The sequence below is a fragment of the Kocuria salsicia genome (genome assembly GCF_039532055.1).
In the GTDB taxonomy this organism is placed as follows: Bacteria; Actinomycetota; Actinomycetes; order Actinomycetales; family Micrococcaceae; genus Kocuria; species Kocuria salsicia.
Genome location: NZ_BAAARF010000003.1, coordinates 796,052 through 816,550, shown reverse-complemented (window position 1 = coordinate 816,550; position 20,499 = coordinate 796,052). Strand labels below are relative to the sequence as shown.

Here is a 20,499-nt window from a genome sequence, read left to right as displayed (position 1 = left end):
AGTGACCGCCGGATCCACATCCCCCCGTCCATCCAGCAGGTCCGCGACGGGCCGGCGCAAACGAGGGGCACTGCTGCCCACGGTGATTGCGGTGGTGGTCCTCATCGCGCTGTTCGTGGGCTTCACGCAGGTCTACACGAACGTCCTGTGGTTCCAGCAGCTCGGCTACCTGCGGGTTTTCATCACCCGGAACCTCGCCGTGGTCGGGCTGTTCGTGGTGGCCGCGCTGATCGTGGCCGGCCTCATGTTCCTCAGCCTGTGGCTCGCCTACCGCAACCGCCCCCGCGGTGAGGAGCGGATCAGCGAGAACATGCAGAAGTACCAGCAGGCGCTGGACCCGGTGCGCAAGGTCGTCATGGTGGCAGTGCCCGTGATCTTCGGGCTCTTCGCCGCCTCCACGATCGCCTCCCAGTGGAAGACGGTGCTGCTGTTCTTCAACCAGGAGCCGTTCGGGCAGACGGATCCGCAGTTCAACCTGGACCTAGGGTTCTACGTCTTCACCATTCCGTTTCTGCGCCTGCTCCTCGGGTTCCTGGTGACGGCACTGCTGCTCGCCGGGGTGGGTGGGCTGCTCATGCACTACGTCTACGGCGGCATCAGGATCCACGAGCGCGGGATCGACACCACCCGGGCGGCCCGCGTGCAGCTGGGATCGATCGCGGCCGCGTTCCTGGCCCTGCAGGCCGTGAACTTCTGGCTCGACCGCTACTCCACCCTGACCTCCAACTCCGGCAAGTGGACGGGCGCGCTCTACACGGACGTCAACGCGGTGATTCCCACCAAGGGGATCCTCGCCGTCGCTGCCGTCCTCGTGGCCATCCTCTTCGTCGTGGCCGGGTTCATCGGCCGCTGGAAGCTTCCGCTGATCGGCGCCGCGATGCTCGTGGTGGTGGCAGTGGTGGCCGGCGGGCTGTACCCGTGGGCCATCCAGCGATTCCAAGTGACGCCCACTGAGCAGGCCCTCGAGAACGAGTACATCCAGCGCAACATCACCATGACCCGCCAGGCCTACGGGCTGGACGACACCGAGGTCACCCCCTACGACGCCACCACGAAGACCGAGCAGGGCGCACTGCGTCAGGACACGGAGACCACCTCCAACATCCGCCTGCTGGATCCGAACGTGGTCTCCTCCGCGTTCGCCCAGCTCCAGCAGTTCCGGCCGTACTACCAGTTCGCGGACAACCTGAACGTGGACCGCTACGACATCGACGGCCAGACGCAGGACACGGTGATCGCCACCCGCGAGCTGAACCCGGACCAGATCCAGGGCTGGTACAACCAGTCCGTGGTCTACACGCACGGCTACGGCGTGGTCGCGGCCTACGGCTCACGGGTGCAGGAGGACGGCAAGCCGCAGTTCATGCAGGCTGGCATCCCCTCGAAGGGCCAGATCTCGGACGACTACGAGCCGCGCATCTACTTCGGTCAGAACTCCCCGGAGTACTCGATCGTGGGTGGCGGCGAGGGCGACGCCCCGCTCGAGCTCGACCGGCCCCAGACCAACGAGGGGGACGCCGCGGACGCGAAGACCACGTTCAGCGGTGACGGTGGGCCCAACGTGGGCAACCTGTTCAGCAAGCTCGCGTACTCCATCAAGTTCCAGTCCACGGACATGCTTCTCTCGGACGCGGTCCGTCCGAACTCCCAGATCCTCTACGACCGCAACCCGCGGGAGCGCGTGGAGAAGGTGGCCCCGTACCTGACAGTGGACGGGAAGCCCTACCCGGCGATCGTGGACAACAAGGTGGTGTGGATCGTGGACGCGTACACCACCGCGGCGTCCTACCCCTACTCCACGCCGTCAGTCCTGCAGGACGCAACCCAGGACACGCAGACCGCCCAGGGCACGGCCGCCGCGCTGCCGCCGGAGCGGGTGAACTACATCCGCAACTCGGTCAAGGCCACCGTCAATGCCTACGACGGCTCCGTGGACCTCTACGCCTGGGATGACGAGGACCCGGTGCTCAAGGCCTGGCAGAAGGTCTTCCCGAGCACGGTGAAGCCGTACTCGGAGATGTCTGCGGACCTCATGTCCCACGTGCGGTACCCGGAGGACATGTTCAAGGTCCAGCGGGACCTGCTGAACAGGTACCACGTCACGGACGCCAACAGTTTCTACGCGAACGACGACGTCTGGTCCGTCCCCAACGACCCCACCCAGCAGAACCGCAGCGTCTCGCAGCCGCCGTACTACCTGTCCATGCGGATGCCGGGGGAGAAGGAGGCGAACTTCTCGCTCACCTCCTCGTTCATCCCCCAGCAGAACGAGTCCGGCAATAGCCGCAACGTGATGTACGGGTACCTCTCCGCGAACGCGGACGCGGGTACCGGCCAGGCGGGCGTAAAGGACGAGAACTACGGCAAGCTGCGGCTGCTGGAGCTGCCACGCTCATCGGTGGTTCCCGGTCCGGGGCAGGCCCAGAACCTGTTCAACTCGGACACGGACGTGTCGCAGGATCTGAACCTGCTGCGCCAGGGTGCGTCCGAGGTGATCAACGGCAACCTCCTGACGCTGCCCGCCGGTGACGGGATGCTCTACGTCCAGCCGGTCTACGTGCAGTCCTCCGGCGACGCCGCGTACCCCACGCTGCGCAAGGTCCTCGTGGGCTTCGGCGAGAAGGTCGGCTACGCGCCCACGCTCGACGGTGCGCTGGACCAGGTATTCGGTGGCAATTCGGGTGCCACCACGGACAAGGGCGCGGGCGTGGACGAGAAGGCCGCGGAGGCGGCCCAGGGCGGGAGTTCGAGCGGCTCCAGCGACGACGGGGCCAAAGCCACCGCGAGCCCATCCCCTTCGACATCGTCGTCCGCGGAGCGCTCGGCCTCGCTCCAGGAGGCCCTGGACAAGGCGAACACCGCCATGAAGGACTCGGACAAGGCCCGGCAGGACGGTGACTGGGCCAAGTACGGCGAGGCCCAGGATCGGCTGCAGCAGGCCATCGAGGACGCCTTGCAGCAGGAGGGCGCCTCGCCCTCGAAGTGAGCACCTGCTTCCCTCGCCAGGGGCGGCTCCCGGGTTCCGGGGGGCCGCCCCTGGCTCGTCGGGCGTCGGACGGACGTGCCGAACGTGAGGCCGGGCGGGGGGAACCCCCCGATTTGCACGACCAGCCAACCCTCCGTATAGTTGTGGATGTCGCCGCGGGGTGGAGCAGTTCGGTAGCTCGCTGGGCTCATAACCCAGAGGTCGCAAGTTCAAATCTTGCCCCCGCAACCACGAAGAAGGCCGGTTCCCGAAGGAGCCGGCCTTCTGGCGTGTCCGGACCCGTGAACGGTCGGCGGCGCGGGGTATGGATTCGAATGCGCGTATGAGTAGGGCGTGTCACCGGGGATGCCGCCTGCGGGTGCGAGCACGCCGCCACCGGTCCCGTTCGACGGGCGCCGGCGGCGTGGGTTGCAGCAGGCAGCCACACGGCCCGGTGGGGCCGCTCAGCTCACCCGTCGGAGCGCACACCCACCTTGCGGGCCGGACTTCCGGCCCAGATCTCGTTCTCACCGGTGTCGCCCGTGAGCACGGAGTTGTCCCCCACGGTGCTCCCCGCACCGATCCGGTTGGCCCCGCCCAGCACCACGCAGCCGGGGAAGAGCACGGCGTCGTCCCCGAAGTGCAGCCGCCCGAACGGGGACTGCTCGCGGGGCAGATGCGCGTCCTGCCGACCGATGATCACGTTCTGGTCGATCCGCAACCGATCGCCCAGGGTGACCTCGGCGTCGACCACGGTGCCCATGCCGTAGTGCACGAGCCGCAGGCCATTCCCACCCCTGCCCCCCGGGGGATGGAAGTGTTCGCGGGCAGCAACGCGAGCCGCGCCCACCGGTGCCGACGTAGTGGCACGAGTTTCTCGGGCAGTCCCATGCCAGCGCAGACGAGTGGACCCGCGGGTCCCTGCCCGGGGCCGCCGCGGAGCCCGGTTGCCGCGGCTGGCGGACAGGGCCGGGGTCCGGTCCCGGGGGCGCAGGTCACTCCGCTTTCGCGATGGCTCGTGGCCCGCACAGCACGACGCCGACGGGCCCGTGGAGGGGCACCGGTGGCGTCGTGCGTTGCAGCGCTCGTCAACCGCGGCGGCGGCTCAGCGGCGACGCCGCGATGTGCCGAAAATCGACCGCGTGATCTCCCGGCCCAGCACGGACCCGGCTGAGCGCATCATCGAGCGCACCGCGGGATTCTCCATGACGGAGCCCAGGAAGCCGCCGTCCTCCTGCTCTTCGCGACGACCGCGGGGAGCGTCGTCACGGTCCTCGTCAGGACGTCGTTCCTCCGGGCGCTCCTCACAGGGCGCCTCGGGTGTCGCGTCCGTGCCGTCGGAGTCCGCCTGGGCCTTCTCCAGCCGCCCGCGCAGCAGCTCGTAGGCGGACTCGCGGTCCACCGCCTCTCCGTACCTGGACAGCAGCGGGGAGGCGGCGACCGCGGTGTCCACGGTGTCGGCCGGGGCCGGCTGCATCAGCGACTGCGGGGCGCGCATCCGGGTCCACGCCACGGGAGTGGGCGCGCCGGTCTCGGACAGCACCGTGACCACGGCCTCGCCGGTGGCGAGCTGCGTGAGCAGCTGCTCCAGGTCGTAGGCGCTCTTCGGGTAGGTGCGCACCGCGGACTTCAACGCCTTGGCATCGTCAGGGGTGAACGCGCGCAGGGCGTGCTGCACACGGTTGCCCAGCTGCGCCAGGACGTCCGAGGGGATGTCCTTGGGGGACTGCGTCACGAAGAAGATCCCCACGCCCTTGGAGCGGATCAGGCGCACGGTCTGCTCGATCGAGTTCAGGAACTCCTTGGAGGCGTCCTCGAAGAGCAGGTGGGCCTCGTCGAAGAAGAACACCAGGCGGGGCTTGTCCGCGTCCCCGACCTCGGGCAGGTCCTGGAACAGGTCTGCGAGCAGCCACATCAGGAACGTTGAGAACACGCGGGGGTGCTGCTGCACCTCGGAGAGCTCGAGGCAGGAGACGACGCCGCGGCCGTCCTCGGCCGTGCGCAGCAGGTCCGCCGTGTCGAACTCGGGCTCCCCGAAGAACACGTCCGCGCCCTCGTTGGCGAACGTGGTCAGCTCGCGCAGGATCACTCCGGCCGTCTGCTTGGACAGGCCGCCGATTTCCGCGAGCTCCTCCTTGCCCTCGGGTGAGGTCAGGTGCACGATCACCTCGCGCAGGTCCTTGAGGTCCAGCAGCGCATAGCCCTTGGAGTCCGCCCAGTGGAACACGAGTCCCAGGGAGGACTCCTGCGTGGTGTTCAGGCCGAGCACCTTGGACATCAGCGTGGGACCGAACGAGGTCACGGTGGCGCGGATCGGCACCCCCTTGCCCTGGCCGCCCAGGCTGTAGAACTCCGTGGGGCTTGCGGTAGGCGTCCACTGCTGGCCCACCGACTCCGCGCGCTGCGCGACCTTCGGGTTCTCCTCGCCGGGCTGCGAGATGCCGCTGAGATCGCCCTTGACGTCCGTGAGGAACACCGGCACACCCTGGGCGCTGAGCTGCTCCGCGAGGGCCTGCAGGGTCTTGGTCTTGCCCGTTCCGGTGGCACCGGCCACCAGACCGTGGCGGTTCAGAGTGGACAGGGGCACGCGGACCGGTGCGTCGGTGTGGGGACCGTCTTCGTCCAGGGCGGCACCGAGCTCGAGGCACGGGGCCTCGCTCGCGTAGCCGGTGCGGATGGCCTCGAGCTGCTCGCGGGCGCTGCCCGTCGTCGTCGCCACGACTCAGACTTCCTCGGAGGAGACGATGTTCTCCCCGTCCTTGGCGCCGGAGCCGGCCTTCAGCGCGGCGAGCCGGGCCTCGATCTCCGTCTGCTGGCCCATGTTCTCCAGCGCCTCGAACTGACGGTCCAGGGAGGAGTCCGCGAGCTCCTGCTGTCCGGCCACCCTTGCCTCCTCGCGGCGGACCTTCTCCTCGAAGCGGGAGACCTCACTGGTGGGATCCATGACGTCGAAGGACTTCAGGGCGTCCTGGACCTGGGACTGAGCCTGCACGGTCTTCTGGCGGGCGGCCAGCTCGTCGCGCTTGGTGGAGAGCTCCTGGAGCTTGCCGCGCATGCTGTTGAGCCCGTCCTTGAGCTTGTCCACGACCTCCGTCTGGGAGGAGATCTGCGGCTCTGCGGCGCGCGCCTCGTTCTCGGACTGGATCTGGCGCTGCAGTGCCACCTTGGCGAGGTCGTCGAACTTGCCGGCCTCCAGCTCCTTGCCGGCCCTGCGGAACTCGTCCGCCTTGTTGGACGCGGCGAGGGCCTTGTTGCCCCACTGCGCGGCCTCCTGGACGTCCTCCGCGTGGTCCTTCTCCAGCAGGCGAAGGTTGCCGATGGTCTGGGCCACGGCGGACTCTGCCTCGCGGATGTTCTCCGTGTAGTCGCGGACCATCTGGTCCAGCATCTTCTGCGGGTCCTCCGCAGAGTCGATCATGGCGTTGATGTTGGCCTTGGCCAGCTGGGCGATGCGCCCGAAAATCGACTGCTTGCTCATGTCGTTCTCCTCTTCTCGTGTGTCGGATGGAGCTGAGATCTTGCGGGTCAGGGCGGTGCGTGGCAGCCCGTGGGGACCCGGGGCGGCTCAAAAGCTGCCGCCCACCCCGCCGTCGAAGCCGCCGCCGTCGCCGAAACCACCGCCGAAACCGCCCCCGAAGCCGCCGCCGTCGCCGAAACCGCCGTCGTGGTGGCCGCCGCCGTAGCCGCCGCCCCCGTTGAGGATGCCGCCCAGCAGGATGCCGCCGAGCACCGCACCGCCAAGACCGTTGCTGCGGCGCCCGCCGTAGCCCATGCCGCCGTAGCCGGCGGGAGAGCTGTAGAACTGGTCGACGTCCGCGGTCGCGGAGCGCTGTGCGTCCTCGGCGAGCCGGATGGACTGGTTGGCCTCGTTTAGTGCACGCTCTGGATCGGACTCCTGCAGCTGCTGGGCGATCTGCAGGTGGCGCTCTGCCTCCGCGAGCTGGGTGCGCGCCTGAGCGCCCACGCCGCCCCGGCGCGCCCACACGTAGTCCGACGCCGTGGTGAGGCTCGCCTGCGCGCTCACCAGCGTGTGGGAGAGGGTCTCGCGGGCAGAGCGGGCACGGTCCTGGGCGTTGCGGACGTCCTGAAGCCCCTTGTCCAGCTCCGCCTTCGCCTGGGCCAGGCGACGGGCCGAGCCCACGGGGTCGTAGTGGCCCGAGGACATCTGCTCCGTGACCGTCTGCAGCACAGAGCGCACCCCCGCGGCGGCACCCGCGAGCTCGGGGCGAGAGCCGTGCTGCACGATCCCCTCGGCCTCGGCGACGTCCCGCTGCGCGATGCTCACGGCATCCTTGAGGGACTCCTCGGCCTTTGCCAGCTCGCGGCGCGCGTTGTCCACCGAGGTGATGAGCCCCTCGGCCTGACCCGTGGCCTCCTCGGCGGCCCGGATCGCGAGCACCCCTTCGGAGACCTCACCGGAGTCCAGGTGCTGCTGCGCCTGCTGGATCGAGGACTCCGCGAACTCGAGGCGGTCCCGCGCCTGGGTGCCGTTGTCCGCCACGGGGGCCAGGGCGGCGTCGTCGTAGGTCCCGTGCAGCGAGACGAGCGTAGCCTCGGCGTCCGCGAGGCGTGGCCGCGCGTCCGCCACGGCGCGGCGGACCCCCTCCAACGCCTCGGGGGCGCGGGTCTCCAGCTGCCGCAGCTGGGTGAAGTTCTTCTCCTGCTCCGCGAGCGGCGCCCTGGCCTGCCGCGTGCGGTCGATGATCTCACCGAGCCACGCGCGCTGGTCCGCCTCGGTGTCCGGGATGTCGTCCTCGAGCTTCTGCTGCAGCTCGAAGGACTCCCGCATGTGCTCCTTGGCGCGGGCGATCGCCTCCTGGAACGGCCGTGTCTGCTCCTCGCCGTACTGCAGCTGCGCGAACGCGAGCTCCTGCTCGGAGTGCTGGATGGCGTTGTCCGCCTCCACGAGTGCCGAGCCGGCCTGCCTGTGGAGCTCCGGCAGGGGCACCAGCGGACGCTGCGGCGCGCCACCGCGCTGCTGCTGGCCCCCCGGTACGTCTGCGCCACGACGACGTCGCTTGCGCGCCACGACCACGGCACCCACGCCCGCGGCGGCGAGCCCCCCGACCGCCACGGTGCCCAGAACCGCACCGCCACCGCCGCCCAGACCGCCGCTGAGGGCAGAGTCGATGCCCTTCACCGCGCCCTCGGCCGCGCCGTTCCAGTCACCCTTGTTCAGTGCGGGGGCAATGTCATCGGTGTAGATCTTCTGTCGGTCGCTGGTGGAGAGTGGCCCGGCGGAGCTGGCCAGGAATCGTGCCTGGCGAGCCTGTGTGGCCACCGCCAGCACGGCGTCGTTGCTGCCGAGACCGTTGTCGGAGGCGAACTGCTTCGCCCACTGCTCCGGGTCGGTGGGATCCGTGAAGCGCTCTACGTAGACCACGTAGAGCGTGATCTGGTGTTCCTGGGACAGGGACGCGATCGAGTCCTGCAGCGCGGAGGTGTCACCGAGCGCGTCCGCTGAATCCACGACGCGGACGCCCGGATCCACCGTGGGCGGGGTCTCGGCCAGTGCTGCGGGGGAGAGGAGCATCAGGGAGGAACCTGCGAGTGCGGCCGCCGACAGTGTGCGCCGCCAGTAGGTGCGTGAACTCATGACCCTCGTTCTTTCGACGTCAGCCCGGTGGTTCGGCGCCTCCCGTGATCGTCGGTGCGTTCTGCGCGGGAGCGGCGCCGCTCAAGTCACAGAATACGCTGAGCACAGGTGCTGGATCCGTGATGTCAGCGCGCACCCCGGAAAGGTTGAGCTGATTCACGAGAACCCGTCAGTTCTCACAGCACCGGCACAGCACGGGCGCGCATACTGTGGCAACGGAAAGAGACCGGCCCAGGAGTCGGTACCTGAGGTTCTGAGGAGAGAAGATGGCCGATTCCCACGATCCCCGCGACGGCGGCGATCCGCAGCGTCCCGTCCCCCGCTACGGAGAGCAGGCCTACAGAGCGAGCGACTCCGGGTCGACCGGCGCCGCGGGGGACACCGGGGCCGATCCGCGGCACGGTTCGCCCTGGAACCCGAACGACACTCAGCCCATTCCCCCCGCATCCCAGAACGGCCACAACGGCTACGGCTCGGGCAGCGCGGACGGCCAGGCTGGCGGGTACGGCGGGGGTTACGACGGTGCGTCGTTCCAGGGCGGCTCCGCGGCCCACCCGGGTGAGGGCGGCACGAAGACCCGCCGCAAGTTCTCCGCCGGCGCGATGGTGGCAGGCATGGCGCTCGCCGGTCTGCTCGGTGCGGGGACCGCGGTCGGCACCGGTGCGGTGGCCGGTGGGAGCAGCTCGTCGACGAGCGCGAACAGCTCCCCGGTGATCGTCAACAACACGGACTCGGTCAACGAGATCACGGGTGCCACGCAGAAGGCGTCCCCCTCCGTGGTCACCATCTCCGCGACGTCGGGCAGTGAGGCCGGCACCGGCTCCGGCGTGGTGCTCGACGACCAGGGCCACATCCTCACCAACACCCACGTGGTCACACTCGACGGCGCCACCTCCAACGCGAACCTGGAGGTGCAGACCGCGGACGGCTCGGTGCGCAAGGCCACCGTCGTGGGCACGGACCCCGAGTCCGATCTCGCCGTCATCAAGGTGGACCCCTCCGGGCTGACCCCCGCAGAGTTCGCGGACTCGAGCAAGCTCAACGTGGGCGACGTGGCGATCGCGATCGGTGCTCCTCTCGGACTGAGCGGAACCGTCACGGACGGCATCGTGTCCACGCTCAACCGGACGATCGCCGTCGCCTCCTCGGCGGCGCAGGAGACCCCGGAGGACTCCCAGCAGGGCGGCGGCGGGCAGGACTTCTTCTTCAACTTCCCGGACAACGGGCAGTCGGGCTCGCAGTCCGCGAAGTCGAGCGTCTACCTCAACGTCCTGCAGACGGACGCGGCGATCAACCCCGGCAACTCGGGTGGCGCGCTCGTGAACTCGAGCGGTCAGGTGATCGGCATCAACGTGGCGATCGCCTCGGCGGCGGGGTCCTCCTCGAACGACTCCTCCAGCTCGGGGAACATCGGGGTGGGATTCTCGATCCCGTCCAACACGGCCAAGCGGGTCGCGGACGAGATCATCAAGGACGGCAAGGCCACGCATGGCTACCTGGGCGCGTCCGTCTCCTCCTACACGCCGTCCGGGAGCAACTCGGGGCAGTTCTCCTCGGGCGCCCTGGTGCGCAGCGTGGAGAGCGGCTCCCCGGCCGCGGACGCCGGGCTGAAGGCCAACGACGTGGTCACGAAGTTCAACGGCAAGTCCATCACGGACGCCGATGCGCTGACCGCGGGCGTCCGCGAGCTCGCGGCCGGTTCCCAGGCGGAGCTCACCTTCCGCCGCGGCAACGACGAGAAGACCGTCACGGTCACCGTCGGCAACGCGGCGGACCACACGAGCAACTAGCCACTGCACGGGGACAGCCCCGGACGGAGCGCCCCTCGACGACGGCGCCCTGCGCACCCGGGTGCGCAGGGCGCCGCCGTTGTGCGCTGCGCTGGGCCGCCGTCGCCGTGTTCCCCGGCGTGGTGGCTGCGGTACCGGCCCCGCGCCGCCGTCGTCCCCGGCTCAGACGCCGTCCGGGAAGCCCAGCTGGCGCCAGGCCTCGTAGAGCGCGATGGACGCCGAGTTGGCGAGGTTGAGGGAGCGGCGGCCGGGCAGCATGGGGATGCGCACGCGTTCGCCCACGTGCGGGTCCTCCAGGACGTCCCCCGGAAGCCCCGTGGACTCGCGGCCGAAGAGCAGGACGTCCCCGTCCCGGTAGTCCAGCTGCGTGTGGCGCGTGCTCGAGTGGGACGTGAACGCGATCACGCGGGCATCCCCGAGCGAGTCCCAGAGCGCGTCAACGCTGGGGTGCACGTCCATGACTGCGAGGTCGTGGTAGTCCAGGCCCGCGCGGCGCAGGTTGGCATCGTCAAAGTTGAAGCCCAGGGGCTCCACCAGGTGCAGCCGCGCGCCGGTGCACGCGGCCAGGCGGATCGCGTTGCCCGTGTTGCCGGGGATCTCGGGGGTGTGGAAGACGAAGTGCAGCATGGGGGCGATTGTAGGCGCGCCTAGAATGGGGACCATGCCCACACCCCGCGTCTACATGGATCACGCCGCCACCACGGACATGCTCCCGGAGGCCGTTGAGGCGTTCGTCGAGCAGGCCCGCAGGGGCGGCAACCCGGCCTCCCTGCACTCCGGCGGACGCGCCGCGCGCATGACCCTGGAGACGGGGCGGGACCAGATCGCGGCAGCCCTCGACGCGGAACCGGTCGAGGTCATCCTGACCTCCGGCGGCACCGAGGCGGACAACATGGCGGTGCTCGGCCTCTACCGTGCGGCACGGGAGGCCGACCCTCGTCGCACGGTGATCGCGCTGTCCACCGTGGAGCACCACGCCGTGTCCGAGACAGCCGAGTGGCTCGTTGCCCACGAGGGCGCGGAGCTCGCGTGGCTCGAGGTGGCCGAGGACGGCCGCGTGGACCCCGCCGCGCTCGCGGACCTGCTCGCGCGGCGCGGTGACGAGGTCGCGCTGGCCACGGTGATGTGGGCGAACAACGAGGTCGGCGCCGTCCAGCCCGTGGCGGAACTCGCGGCCCTGTGCGACGACGCCGGGGTGGCCTGCCACGTGGACGCGGTCCAGGCGTTCTGCGCCGTGCCCGTGGACGCCCATCTGCGCGGCATCAGCACCCTCGCAGTCTCGGCCCACAAGCTCGGCGGCCCGATGGGTGTGGGTGCGCTCTACGCCCCACGCACGGTGAAGCTCGCCGCAACCAGCTTCGGGGGAGGTCAGGAGCGCAGTGTCCGCTCCGGCACCGTGAACGCGGCGGGTGCCGCGGCGTTCGGCGCGGCGGTCAAGGCGGCCCGGTCCGATCTGCGCGGGGAGTTCCTGCGCCGCGCACGCCTTCGCGACGCCCTCGTGGCCGGGATCCGGGAGCGGGTCCCGGACGCCGTTCTGCGAGGGACCGAGCCGGGTGCCCCGGAGGCGGAGTGGGAGCATCCCACCCGGCTGCCGGGCAACGCGCACTTCACGTTCCCCGGTTGCGAGGGGGACTCCATGCTCTTCCTCTTCGACGCGGCCGGGGTTGCGCTGTCCACCGGCTCGGCGTGCAACGCGGGCGTGCCGCGCGCCTCCCACGTGCTGCTGGCCATGGGCGTGCCGGAGGAGACTGCCCGCGGCGCGCAGCGCTTCTCGCTTGGGCACACGAGCACGCAGCAGGACGTCAAGCGCGTCCTGGACGCGGTGGGCGAGGTCTACGAGCGCGCCCGCACCGCGGGTCTCTCGGGACACGTGCCCGGAGCGTTCTGAGCAAGGCGCCGCCTGAGCACGACGACGCCGCGGCCCGTGCCGCTCGGACGTCCCGGCGCCGGGCACCCGCCCCGGCGTGCGGCGTCGTCGGGAATAGCGGCCGGAGAGGCACCGTTGTTAAGGCGTCCCACTCGACGACCTTCCCTGGAGGCACCCCGTGCGCGTTCTGGCAGCCATGAGCGGCGGCGTGGACTCGGCAGTGGCCGCGGCACGCGCCGTGGACGCCGGGCACGACGTCACCGGCGTCCACCTGGCACTGTCCCGCACCCCCGGCACGCTGCGCACCGGAGCGCGCGGGTGCTGCACGATTGAGGACTCCCGGGACGCGTGGCGCGCCGCGGAGAAACTGGGCATCCCGTACTACGTGTGGGACTTTTCCGAGCGCTTCCAGGCGGACGTGGTGGACGACTTCGTGGCCGAGTACGCCGCGGGGCGCACGCCGAACCCGTGCATGCGCTGCAACGAGAAGATCAAGTTCGCTGCCCTGCTGGAGAAGGCGCTCGCCCTGGGCTTCGACGCCGTGTGCACCGGCCACTACGCCAAGGTGGTGGAGGACGCGGACGGGCACAAGGAGCTGCACCGCGCCGCCGACTGGGCGAAGGACCAGTCCTACGTGCTGGGCGTGCTGACAGCCGAGCAGCTGGAGCACGCCATCTTCCCGCTCGCCGAGACGCCGTCCAAGGCTCAGGTGCGCGCGGAGGCGGAGCAGCGGGGGCTGTCCGTGGCCAAGAAGCCGGACTCCCACGACATCTGCTTCATCCCGGACGGCAACACGCGCGGGTGGCTCGAGGACCACATGGACCTGGACTCCGGGCGGATCGTCGACACCGAGGGCAACGATCTGGGCGAGCACCGCGGGGCCCAGGCCTACACCGTGGGACAGCGCCGTGGCCTGCACATCGGCCGCCCCGCCCCGGACGGCAAGCCCCGGTTCGTGCTGGAGATCCGGCCCAAGACCAACGAGGTGGTCGTGGGCCCCGAGCAGTTGCTCGCGATCGACGTCATGGAGGGGATCCGGCCCTCGTGGGCGGGTCTGGCCCCGCGCGAGGTCGCGGCCCTGGGGGACGCGACGGACGCCCGTTCCGAGGAGTTCCCGGTGACCGTGCAGGTGCGCGCCCACGGCGATCCCGCACCGGCCACCGCCTCGCTGAGCCGCGAGGCCGGTGAGCCCCGCCTGCACGTGCGCCTCGCCGAGTCCCAGCGCGGCGTCGCACCCGGCCAGACCATGGTCCTCTACCAGGGGACGCGCGTGCTGGGGCAGGCCACGATCGACTCCGCGCACGCGGACCGCCCTGTCGTCGCGGCCTCCTGAGAGCGTTTCGGGGCGCCGCGCCGCGGTGATTACAGTGGACGCATGACCTCAGCCACGCACCCGACCGGCCGCCCCGAGGACCACGCCCCTGTGGATTCGGCAGCATCCTCCGTCCCGCACCGCACGTCCGAGACCGCGCTCGAGCGGCTCGACTCGATCCGCGGCACGATCGACAACATCGACGCCGCTCTGATCCACCTGCTCGCGGAGCGCTTCAAGGCGACCCAGCGGGTGGGCAAGCTCAAGGCCGAGAACGACCTCCCGCCGTCGGACCCGGAGCGTGAGAAGGCACAGATCCAGCGGCTGCGCAGTCTCGCGGAGGCGGCCCACCTGGACCCCGAGTTCGCGGAGAAGTTTCTCACCTTCATCATCAGCGAGGTCATCCGTCACCACGAGGCCATCTCCGAGGACCGCCACCGCGGCCACGACGCATGAGCGCCCCCACGGGGGACGCCGTCACAGCCACCCTCACCCGGGCGCTGCGGGGGACGGACCTCTTCGAGACGTTCACCGTGCTGCGCGGTGAACTGGGGGCTCCCCACCTCGCGAGTGTTCCCGTGCTGCCGGACCGGGGGCCCCAGGCAGAGCTCGCGGCCCGCACGAGTGCCGTTCTCGACTCTCTGCACGCGGACCGGCAGCCCCACGGGTGGCGGATCACCTCGGTGCCCGGTGCTGACTCCCGGCAGGCCCGGGCCCTGCTCGCGAGCGACCTCAACGTGGTCGCGGACGTCCTGGGTGCCGAGTCCGGTTCGGACACCGGGCGCGTGTCCTTCTCCATGCTGGGCCCCGTCTCGCTGGCCGCCACGGTCCACGTGCACAACGGCGAGAAGCTGCAGTCCGATCCAGGCGCGCGGCGGGACCTCACGCAGTCGTGGCGCGCCGGGCTGGGCGAGCTGCTCGCAGCCCTGCGGCGCAACACGGACGGCCGCGGCACGGTGCTGGTGATCGAGGAACCCGAGCTGGACCGGGTGTTGCGCGGCACTATTCCCACCGCCAGCGGCTACCGCACCCTGCGCTCGCTGCCGCGCCACGAGGTGCGGGCGACCCTCACCGAGGCCGTCGGTGCAGCGCGCGACGCCGGTGCGGAGCGTGTGCTGCTCGCCGCCGGTTCCGCGGAGCCGGCCTGGGCGTTGCGCACGGGGGCGGACACTGCGGTGACCGCGCTGCCCACCGGTCCCACAGAGGCGTGGGAGCCCCTCGCCGCCCTGCACGAGGCGGGGGTGGGGCTGTGCTTCGACACCGCACCCGTGACCGGTCGTCCCGCCGTGCGCGCCCACGTGGAACGGGTGCTGCGTCCCTGGACCGAGCTGGGCATGAACCCCGCCGCGCTGCTCGGGACGCTGCTGGCGCCGTCGTCGGCCGTCAGCGAGCTCACCCCGCCCGAGCTGCCGGGCGCGCTGCGACGCGTGACCGGGCTCGGGGACGCGCTCACGGAAGCGTGCAGCGAGGCCTGAGCCCCACCAGGCCGTAGAATCTCAGCAGGACGCGGGGCGCCCGGTTGTGGCCGCACCCGATGGAGGACTCGAGTGCGAAAGCGGGCCATGAAGGCGAGAATCTTGGTAGTGGATGACGACGCCGCGCTGTCGGAAATGATCGGCATCATCCTGGCTTCGGAGGACTTCGAGCCGGTGTACTGCTACGAGGGTTCCAGTGCGCGCGAGGTCTTCCGCGCCTCCGAGCCGGACCTGATCCTGCTGGACCTGATGCTTCCGGGCATTGACGGCATCCAGGTCTGCCAGCAGATCCGTGCCGAGTCGGACATCCCCATCGTGATGCTCACCGCCAAGTCGGACACCGCGGACGTCGTGCGCGGGCTGGAGGCCGGCGCGGACGACTACGTCCCCAAGCCGTTCAAGCCCGCCGAGCTGGTGGCCCGCGTCAAGGCGCGGCTGCGCCCCACCGACCGCAGTGCCTCGCAGGAGATCACCCTGGGGGACATCGTCATCGACGTCACCGGGCACACGGTGACCCGCGACGGCGAGGAGATTGCCCTGACCCCGCTGGAGTTCGACCTGCTCGCCACTCTCTCGCGCTCCCCGCACCAGGTCTTCAGCCGCGACGAGCTGCTGCGAGACGTGTGGGGCTATCCCCACGCGGCGGACAACCGGCTCGTGAACGTGCACGTGCAGCGGCTGCGCTCCAAGGTCGAGCGCGACCCCGAGAACCCCGAGGTGGTGCTGACCGTGCGGGGCATCGGCTACAAGGCGGGCGGGCACCCGCATAGATGACGGTCGCCTCGGTGGACGCTGCGGCGCGCAAGCCCGGCCCGCGCCGTCGCCCCAAACGCTTCCGCAGGCTCCGGCTGAGCCGCCGTGTGCTGTTACGCCGCTGGCGGCAGTCGCTGCAGTTCCGGGCCATCGCGGTGGCGCTCACGCTCACCTCCATGGCGTTCTTCGCCACGGGCAGCTTCCTGTCCCACCAGATCGCGGACCGGCTTTTCACGGACCGTCTCAACCAGGTGCTCGAGGAGGCGCGCACGGACATCGGCACCGCGCAGGCCAGCTTTGACGCCTCGGACGCCTCGGACCGCACCGAGGTGCAGGCGCTCATCAACTCCACACTCGGCAAGCTGAGCCAGGACCCCAGCACCACGGACCACCGCTGGGTGCTGATCCCCCTGGACCAGGGGACGGGGCAGTCCTTCGTGGGGGTGCAGACGGAGAGCTCGTGGATGACCTCGGCATCGGTGCCCCAGCAGCTGCAGCAGCGCGTGGCGAGCGGGGACGGCACATACTGGCAGCCGGCGTCCGTGCGGATGGCCGAGAACGGGCCGGAGCAGCCCGTGATCGTGATCGGGGACGTGGTCCAGCTCAACCAGAACTCCCGCTACGGCCTCTACTTCGTCTACGACTTCTCGGACCCGCAGGCCACCCTGGACTCGATCCACGCCGTGCTGCTGCTGTCCATGGTGGCGCTGCTGCTGCTCGTGGGAACGATTGTGTGGTACGTGACCCGCGAGGTGGTGCGTCCGGTCTCCAACACGGCCCGCGTCTCCCAGCGCCTGTCCGAGGGCGACCTGGACGTGCGCATGGACGTGCGCGGCAGCAATGAGGTGGCACGGCTGAGCCGGTCCTTCAACCGGATGGCGGACTCCATCCAGAACCAGATCACGCAGCTCGAGCAGCTCTCGTCCATGCAGCAGACGTTCGTCTCGGACGTCTCCCACGAGCTGCGCACGCCCCTGACCACGGTCAAGATGGCCGCCGAGGTGCTCTACAACGCTCGCGACGACTTCGATCCTGTGAACCGGCGCTCGAGCGAGCTGCTGCACAACCAGGTGGAGCGCTTCGACTCGATGCTCTCGGACCTGCTGGAGATCTCCCGTTTCGACGCCGGCGCGGCGCGGCTGGACATGGCCTCGACCGACATCTTCGCCGTGATCTACGACGTTGTGGAGGCGGCCGCGCCGATCGTCCTCACCTCCGGCTCGGAGCTCACCGTGCGCTCGACCCTCACCCGCGCCGTGGTGCAGATGGACCAGCGGCGCATCGACCGGATCCTGCGGAACCTGGTGACCAACGCGCTGGAGCACGGGGAGAGCAAGCCCGTGGACATCTACGTGGGCGCGAACGAGAACTGCGTGGCGGTGGCGGTGCGGGACCACGGCATCGGCATGACCGAGGAGCAGGCCAGCAAGGTGTTCAACAGGTTCTGGCGCGGCGATCCCGCCCGCGCCCGCACCGTGGGCGGCACCGGCCTGGGGCTGGCGATCGCCACGGAGGACACCCTCCTGCACGGCGGACGGCTCGAGGTCTGGGCCGAGCCGGACAACGGCGCATGCTTCCGCCTCACCCTGCCGCTGCTGCGCGTCCAGCCCCTGGACCCGGAGCTGCCGAACCCCCTGCCCATGCCGCCGGACGAGGACTCCGCCGAGTCCACGGCGCGCGTCACGGACACCGGCTCCCTCCAGCTGACGGCGCCCACGCGCTTCGTGAGCGAGCCGGCCACGGGCGAGCTGCGCATCGACATCCCGGGGGCACGCGATGGACAGGACCCCTCGGCGGGCCCCGCAGCCCCGGAGCACGGGGACGGCTCCGGCGACGGCCGCGGTCAAGGACACGGTGACGCCACCGTGGACGTGACAGGGGGCGGTCACGGTGGGCGCGGCGTCGTCGCCGGCGCGGGAAGCGGTCAGGGCACGGGCTCGAGCCCGGCCGCGGACGGCCGCGGGACGGAGGAGTCATGACGGTACGGAAGCACTCGCGGCAGATGACGGGACGGACCGGCGGAACCCGGACCGGGAGGACGCGCGCGAAGCACCGGCGCGCCCGGTACACCGGTGCGCTGACTGCCGTGGCACTCGGTCTGATGCTGTCCGCGTGCGGGGCCATGCCGCGCTCCGGGCCGGTGCACAAGGTCATCGAGCCCACCGAGCAGTCCGAGCAGACCGCCATGGCGTTCAACCCCCAGGCCCCGCAGGTGGGGGCCTCGGCGCAGGAGGTCGTCGAGGGCTTCCTGGCCGCCGGGGTGGGAGCGCAGGACGACTACTCCGTGGCGCGCAAGTACCTCACCCCGCAGCTGGCCACCACGTGGAAGCCGGACACCCGCGTGCTCATCCACTCGGGTGAGCCCACCACCGTGCCCCGGCTCAACGAGGGCGAGTTCCGCACGAGTCTGGAGATCAGCGGGGAGCTGGGATCCAACGGCGTCCTCACATCCCAGCCCTCGGGCAGCACACGGGTGCTGGACTTCATGCTGACATCGGTGGACGGCCAGTGGCGGATCTCCAAGGCCCCGGACGGCGTGATCGTGCCGAGGGCCGACTTCGAGCAGATCTTCGACCCCATCACGCTCTACTTCTACTCCGCGAAGGACCCGAACTACCTGGTGCCGGATCCCCGGTGGTTCGTCAAGCGATCCACGGCCTCGACCGCCGCCGTGCGCGCCCTGCTGAGCGGGCCGGCGGGATATCTGGGGGGCGCGGTGACGAGCGCGCTGCCGCAGTCCGCGTCCCTCTCCCGCTCGTCTGTGCCCGTGTCCGGGGGGGCCGCCACGGTGGCACTGAGCCTCGCGAACTTCGACCCCGCGGATGTGGACGAGGCCCACCGCATGGACCAGCAGCTGCGGGCCACCCTGCAGTCGGTGCCGAACGTCGAGGACGTGGACCTCACCATCAACGATGCCCCCGTGGAGACCACCGGGCGGACGAGCAGCGAGGCCGTCCGCTCGGTCACCGTGCCCAACAGGCAGATCGGCGTGTCCGAGAACCACCTCGCGTTCTACCAGGGCGGGCAGTCCGAGGAGATCCCCAACGTGACCCTGCCCGAGGGCGCCTCGGTCGCCCGCCCGGCCATGGGCACCGAGGCCACCGTCTTCGGATTCGTCAACAACGCGGACTCCGCCGTCTACACCGTGGCCCCGGGGAGAGAGCCGGAGCGGCGCTGGTCCGGCACACAGCTGACCCGCCCCAGCTTCGACCGCATGGACTACGTGTGGGGCTCCGACCGTTCCGGGACGGTGCACGCGGTCCGCGCGTCCGACGAGGGCGAGGGCATGACCGTGAGCGCGCAGTGGCTGGAGAACCAGCACGTGGCATCCCTGCGGATCTCGCGGGAGGGGAGCCGGGCGCTCGTGGTCACCACCACGGGAAGCTCCTCCCGCGCCACGGTGTGGCTCGCGGGCGTGGTCCGGGATGACTCCGGACGCCCCACAGAGCTCGTGAAGGGCAACGCGGTGGCGGCGGACGTTGACGTGGACACGGCCCAGTGGATCAGCGCGGACGAGTTCGTCACCACGGCGCTGGACCAGGACGGCAACGCGCAGCCCCGGCGCTACACCGTGGCCGGGCGCTACGACGAGCTGCCCTCCCTGAAAGGCGTGACTTCGATCGCCGGCGGCAACGGCCCGGCCGCGGTGTACGGCGCCTCGGACGGCAAGCTGTACATGCTCACCGGCAGCTCGTGGGCCCTGCAGAGCGAGACGGTCACGGACACCGCGTTCGCGGGGTGAGACGGGGCTGATCCGGTGCGACATGCCTCGCCCCCTCCGCGAGGCGCACCCGGGGCCCGTGCGGTCTGCGCTCCCCACGGCTCTTGCGCGCTGTGGCCCGCCCGCCGCACGGTGTGGAGTGGTCCCATGATGACGACGCCGCGCCGCCCGCCCCCACGGCCGGCTCACCGCCCCGGGGCGGCGTGGGACGCCCGTGCCGCCCGGTTCGGCGGCTGGTGGGCCCAGGCCTTGGAACTTGTCCTGCCCGTGACCTGTGCAGTGTGCGGAGAACCGGGCAGGGCCCTGTGCCGCGAGTGCCGGATCGTGCTCCGGCGTGCCACGGCGCGCCCCCGTTCGCTGGTGCCCCCTCCGCCGCTTGCCGCCGCAGGGGTGCGTGTGTGGACGGCGGGTGAGTACGAGCACGAGCTCGCCTCCTGCCTCCTGGCGTTCAAGAACGGTGGACGCACAGACCTCGCCCCGGTCCTCTCGGCCGTGCTCGCCCCGGTGCTGGCCGCGGCCGCGCGGGACGTCCGGGAGGCGGCGGCTCCGGGGACGGTGCCGCTGTACTGGGTGCCGGTGCCCACGAGCGCCCGCGCGCGGCGTCGTCGCTGGCTTGATCCCGTGGCGAGCATCCTCGGGGGTGCCCCTCTGCCACGGAGCACCTGTGTCACTGCCGCCGTGTCCCACCGGCGGGTGCGGGGACGAGGCACCGGGAGCCAGAAAGGGCGCGGCGGGGCCCAACGGGAACGAGCGCTGCGCGCAACGATGCATGCCTCTGGAGTGCGCGGCGCGGTGTGCGTGGTCGTGGACGACGTCCTCACCACGGGTGCCACGGCGGCCGAGGCCGTGCGGGCGCTGCGGGCCGCCGGGGCGTGCGTGCCCGCTGTTGTGACCCTCGCCGGGGTCCGCGTCCCGCGTTCACCCCAGGAGAACGCATGGACGTCCGAGGTGGCGGTCAGTGAATTTCCTCACGGATTCATCTAGCGTTGGATCACGGGAATCAAAGGTGTCCCGCGTGGG

General features: G+C 70.7%; 15 protein-coding genes and 1 tRNA gene. 11 read left to right on the top strand and 5 right to left on the bottom strand.

Going from position 1 to position 20,499, the window contains the following annotated elements; genetic code table 11:
- Position 1: 1 nt before the first annotated feature.
- Together ABD264_RS03620 and ABD264_RS03615 are read left to right on the top strand one after the other, a co-directional pair.
- Positions 2–2,986: a UPF0182 family membrane protein gene (locus tag ABD264_RS03620; protein ID WP_094394305.1), complete on the top strand. Its 2,985-nt coding sequence runs from the start codon at positions 2–4 to the stop codon at positions 2,984–2,986.
- Positions 2,987–3,140: 154 nt separating this feature from the next.
- Positions 3,141–3,217: transfer RNA gene (locus ABD264_RS03615), tRNA-Met, on the top strand.
- Positions 3,218–3,434: 217 nt separating this feature from the next.
- Here the strand turns inward: ABD264_RS03615 and ABD264_RS03610 are convergent.
- The 4 genes from ABD264_RS03610 to ABD264_RS03595 form a co-directional block, all read right to left on the bottom strand.
- Complete coding sequence (locus tag ABD264_RS03610) at positions 3,435–3,740, bottom strand: acyltransferase (protein ID WP_303104975.1); 306 nt, start codon at positions 3,738–3,740, stop codon at positions 3,435–3,437.
- 330 nt (positions 3,741–4,070) lie between these two features.
- Positions 4,071–5,684, bottom strand: coding sequence for a helicase HerA-like domain-containing protein (locus ABD264_RS03605; RefSeq protein ID WP_144942109.1), 1,614 nt, complete (start codon positions 5,682–5,684; stop codon positions 4,071–4,073).
- A 3-nt stretch (positions 5,685–5,687) separates the two neighbouring features.
- Complete coding sequence (locus ABD264_RS03600; RefSeq protein WP_094394299.1) at positions 5,688–6,443, bottom strand: PspA/IM30 family protein; 756 nt, start codon at positions 6,441–6,443, stop codon at positions 5,688–5,690.
- An 87-nt stretch (positions 6,444–6,530) separates the two neighbouring features.
- Positions 6,531–8,561 carry a TPM domain-containing protein gene (locus ABD264_RS03595; RefSeq protein ID WP_344204287.1) on the bottom strand — a complete coding sequence of 677 codons (2,031 nt, stop codon included), beginning with the start codon at positions 8,559–8,561 and terminating at the stop codon, positions 6,531–6,533.
- A gap of 266 nt (positions 8,562–8,827) precedes the next feature.
- On the opposite strand from ABD264_RS03595, the gene ABD264_RS03590 reads away from it, so the two are divergent.
- Positions 8,828–10,351, top strand: a complete 1,524-nt coding sequence (locus ABD264_RS03590) for a S1C family serine protease (protein ID WP_344204284.1) — start codon at positions 8,828–8,830, stop codon at positions 10,349–10,351.
- 162 nt (positions 10,352–10,513) lie between these two features.
- On the opposite strand, the gene ABD264_RS03585 is transcribed toward ABD264_RS03590, so the two are convergent.
- Positions 10,514–10,978, bottom strand: coding sequence for a tRNA (cytidine(34)-2'-O)-methyltransferase (locus ABD264_RS03585; protein ID WP_055084835.1), 465 nt, complete (start codon positions 10,976–10,978; stop codon positions 10,514–10,516).
- A 34-nt stretch (positions 10,979–11,012) separates the two neighbouring features.
- Between ABD264_RS03585 and ABD264_RS03580 the strand changes: the two genes are divergently transcribed.
- The 8 genes from ABD264_RS03580 to ABD264_RS03545 all read left to right on the top strand — a co-directional run bounded on the left by ABD264_RS03580 (position 11,013) and on the right by ABD264_RS03545 (position 20,463).
- Entirely contained in the window at positions 11,013–12,239 is a 1,227-nt protein-coding gene (locus ABD264_RS03580) for a cysteine desulfurase family protein (protein ID WP_344204281.1), read from the top strand.
- Between the two features lie 157 nt (positions 12,240–12,396).
- Positions 12,397–13,551: a tRNA 2-thiouridine(34) synthase MnmA gene (gene mnmA / locus ABD264_RS03575; RefSeq protein ID WP_144942115.1), complete on the top strand. Its 1,155-nt coding sequence runs from the start codon at positions 12,397–12,399 to the stop codon at positions 13,549–13,551.
- A gap of 42 nt (positions 13,552–13,593) precedes the next feature.
- Complete coding sequence (locus tag ABD264_RS03570) at positions 13,594–13,986, top strand: chorismate mutase (RefSeq protein WP_144942117.1); 393 nt, start codon at positions 13,594–13,596, stop codon at positions 13,984–13,986.
- Positions 13,983–15,005, top strand: coding sequence for a hypothetical protein (locus tag ABD264_RS03565; protein WP_144942119.1), 1,023 nt, complete (start codon positions 13,983–13,985; stop codon positions 15,003–15,005). Before ABD264_RS03570 ends, ABD264_RS03565 begins: the two co-directional genes overlap by 4 nt.
- A gap of 87 nt (positions 15,006–15,092) precedes the next feature.
- Positions 15,093–15,779, top strand: coding sequence for an MtrAB system response regulator MtrA (gene mtrA / locus ABD264_RS03560; protein WP_144942121.1), 687 nt, complete (start codon positions 15,093–15,095; stop codon positions 15,777–15,779).
- Positions 15,776–17,737, top strand: a complete 1,962-nt coding sequence (gene mtrB, locus ABD264_RS03555; RefSeq protein ID WP_295107993.1) for an MtrAB system histidine kinase MtrB — start codon at positions 15,776–15,778, stop codon at positions 17,735–17,737. The genes mtrA and mtrB overlap by 4 nt, the downstream gene beginning before the upstream one ends.
- Complete coding sequence (locus ABD264_RS03550; RefSeq protein WP_344204273.1) at positions 17,734–19,500, top strand: LpqB family beta-propeller domain-containing protein; 1,767 nt, start codon at positions 17,734–17,736, stop codon at positions 19,498–19,500. The genes mtrB and ABD264_RS03550 overlap by 4 nt, the downstream gene beginning before the upstream one ends.
- A gap of 126 nt (positions 19,501–19,626) precedes the next feature.
- Entirely contained in the window at positions 19,627–20,463 is an 837-nt protein-coding gene (locus ABD264_RS03545; protein ID WP_344204271.1) for a ComF family protein, read from the top strand.
- The last annotated feature ends 36 nt before the right edge of the window (positions 20,464–20,499 follow it).

What these genes read in the sequence shown, in the direction of transcription:
- ABD264_RS03600 (WP_094394299.1), bottom strand. Translation starts at nt 6,443, where the DNA reads ATGAGCAAGCAGTCGATTTTCGGGCGCATCGCCCAGCTGGCCAAGGCC.
- ABD264_RS03595 (WP_344204287.1), bottom strand. Translation starts at nt 8,561, where the DNA reads ATGAGTTCACGCACCTACTGGCGGCGCACACTGTCGGCGGCCGCACTC.
- ABD264_RS03590 (WP_344204284.1), top strand. Translation starts at nt 8,828, where the DNA reads ATGGCCGATTCCCACGATCCCCGCGACGGCGGCGATCCGCAGCGTCCC.
- ABD264_RS03585 (WP_055084835.1), bottom strand. Translation starts at nt 10,978, where the DNA reads ATGCTGCACTTCGTCTTCCACACCCCCGAGATCCCCGGCAACACGGGC.
- ABD264_RS03580 (WP_344204281.1), top strand. Translation starts at nt 11,013, where the DNA reads ATGCCCACACCCCGCGTCTACATGGATCACGCCGCCACCACGGACATG.
- ABD264_RS03570 (WP_144942117.1), top strand. Translation starts at nt 13,594, where the DNA reads ATGACCTCAGCCACGCACCCGACCGGCCGCCCCGAGGACCACGCCCCT.
- ABD264_RS03565 (WP_144942119.1), top strand. Translation starts at nt 13,983, where the DNA reads ATGAGCGCCCCCACGGGGGACGCCGTCACAGCCACCCTCACCCGGGCG.
- mtrA (WP_144942121.1), top strand. Translation starts at nt 15,093, where the DNA reads ATGAAGGCGAGAATCTTGGTAGTGGATGACGACGCCGCGCTGTCGGAA.
- mtrB (WP_295107993.1), top strand. Translation starts at nt 15,776, where the DNA reads ATGACGGTCGCCTCGGTGGACGCTGCGGCGCGCAAGCCCGGCCCGCGC.
- ABD264_RS03550 (WP_344204273.1), top strand. Translation starts at nt 17,734, where the DNA reads ATGACGGTACGGAAGCACTCGCGGCAGATGACGGGACGGACCGGCGGA.
- ABD264_RS03545 (WP_344204271.1), top strand. Translation starts at nt 19,627, where the DNA reads ATGATGACGACGCCGCGCCGCCCGCCCCCACGGCCGGCTCACCGCCCC.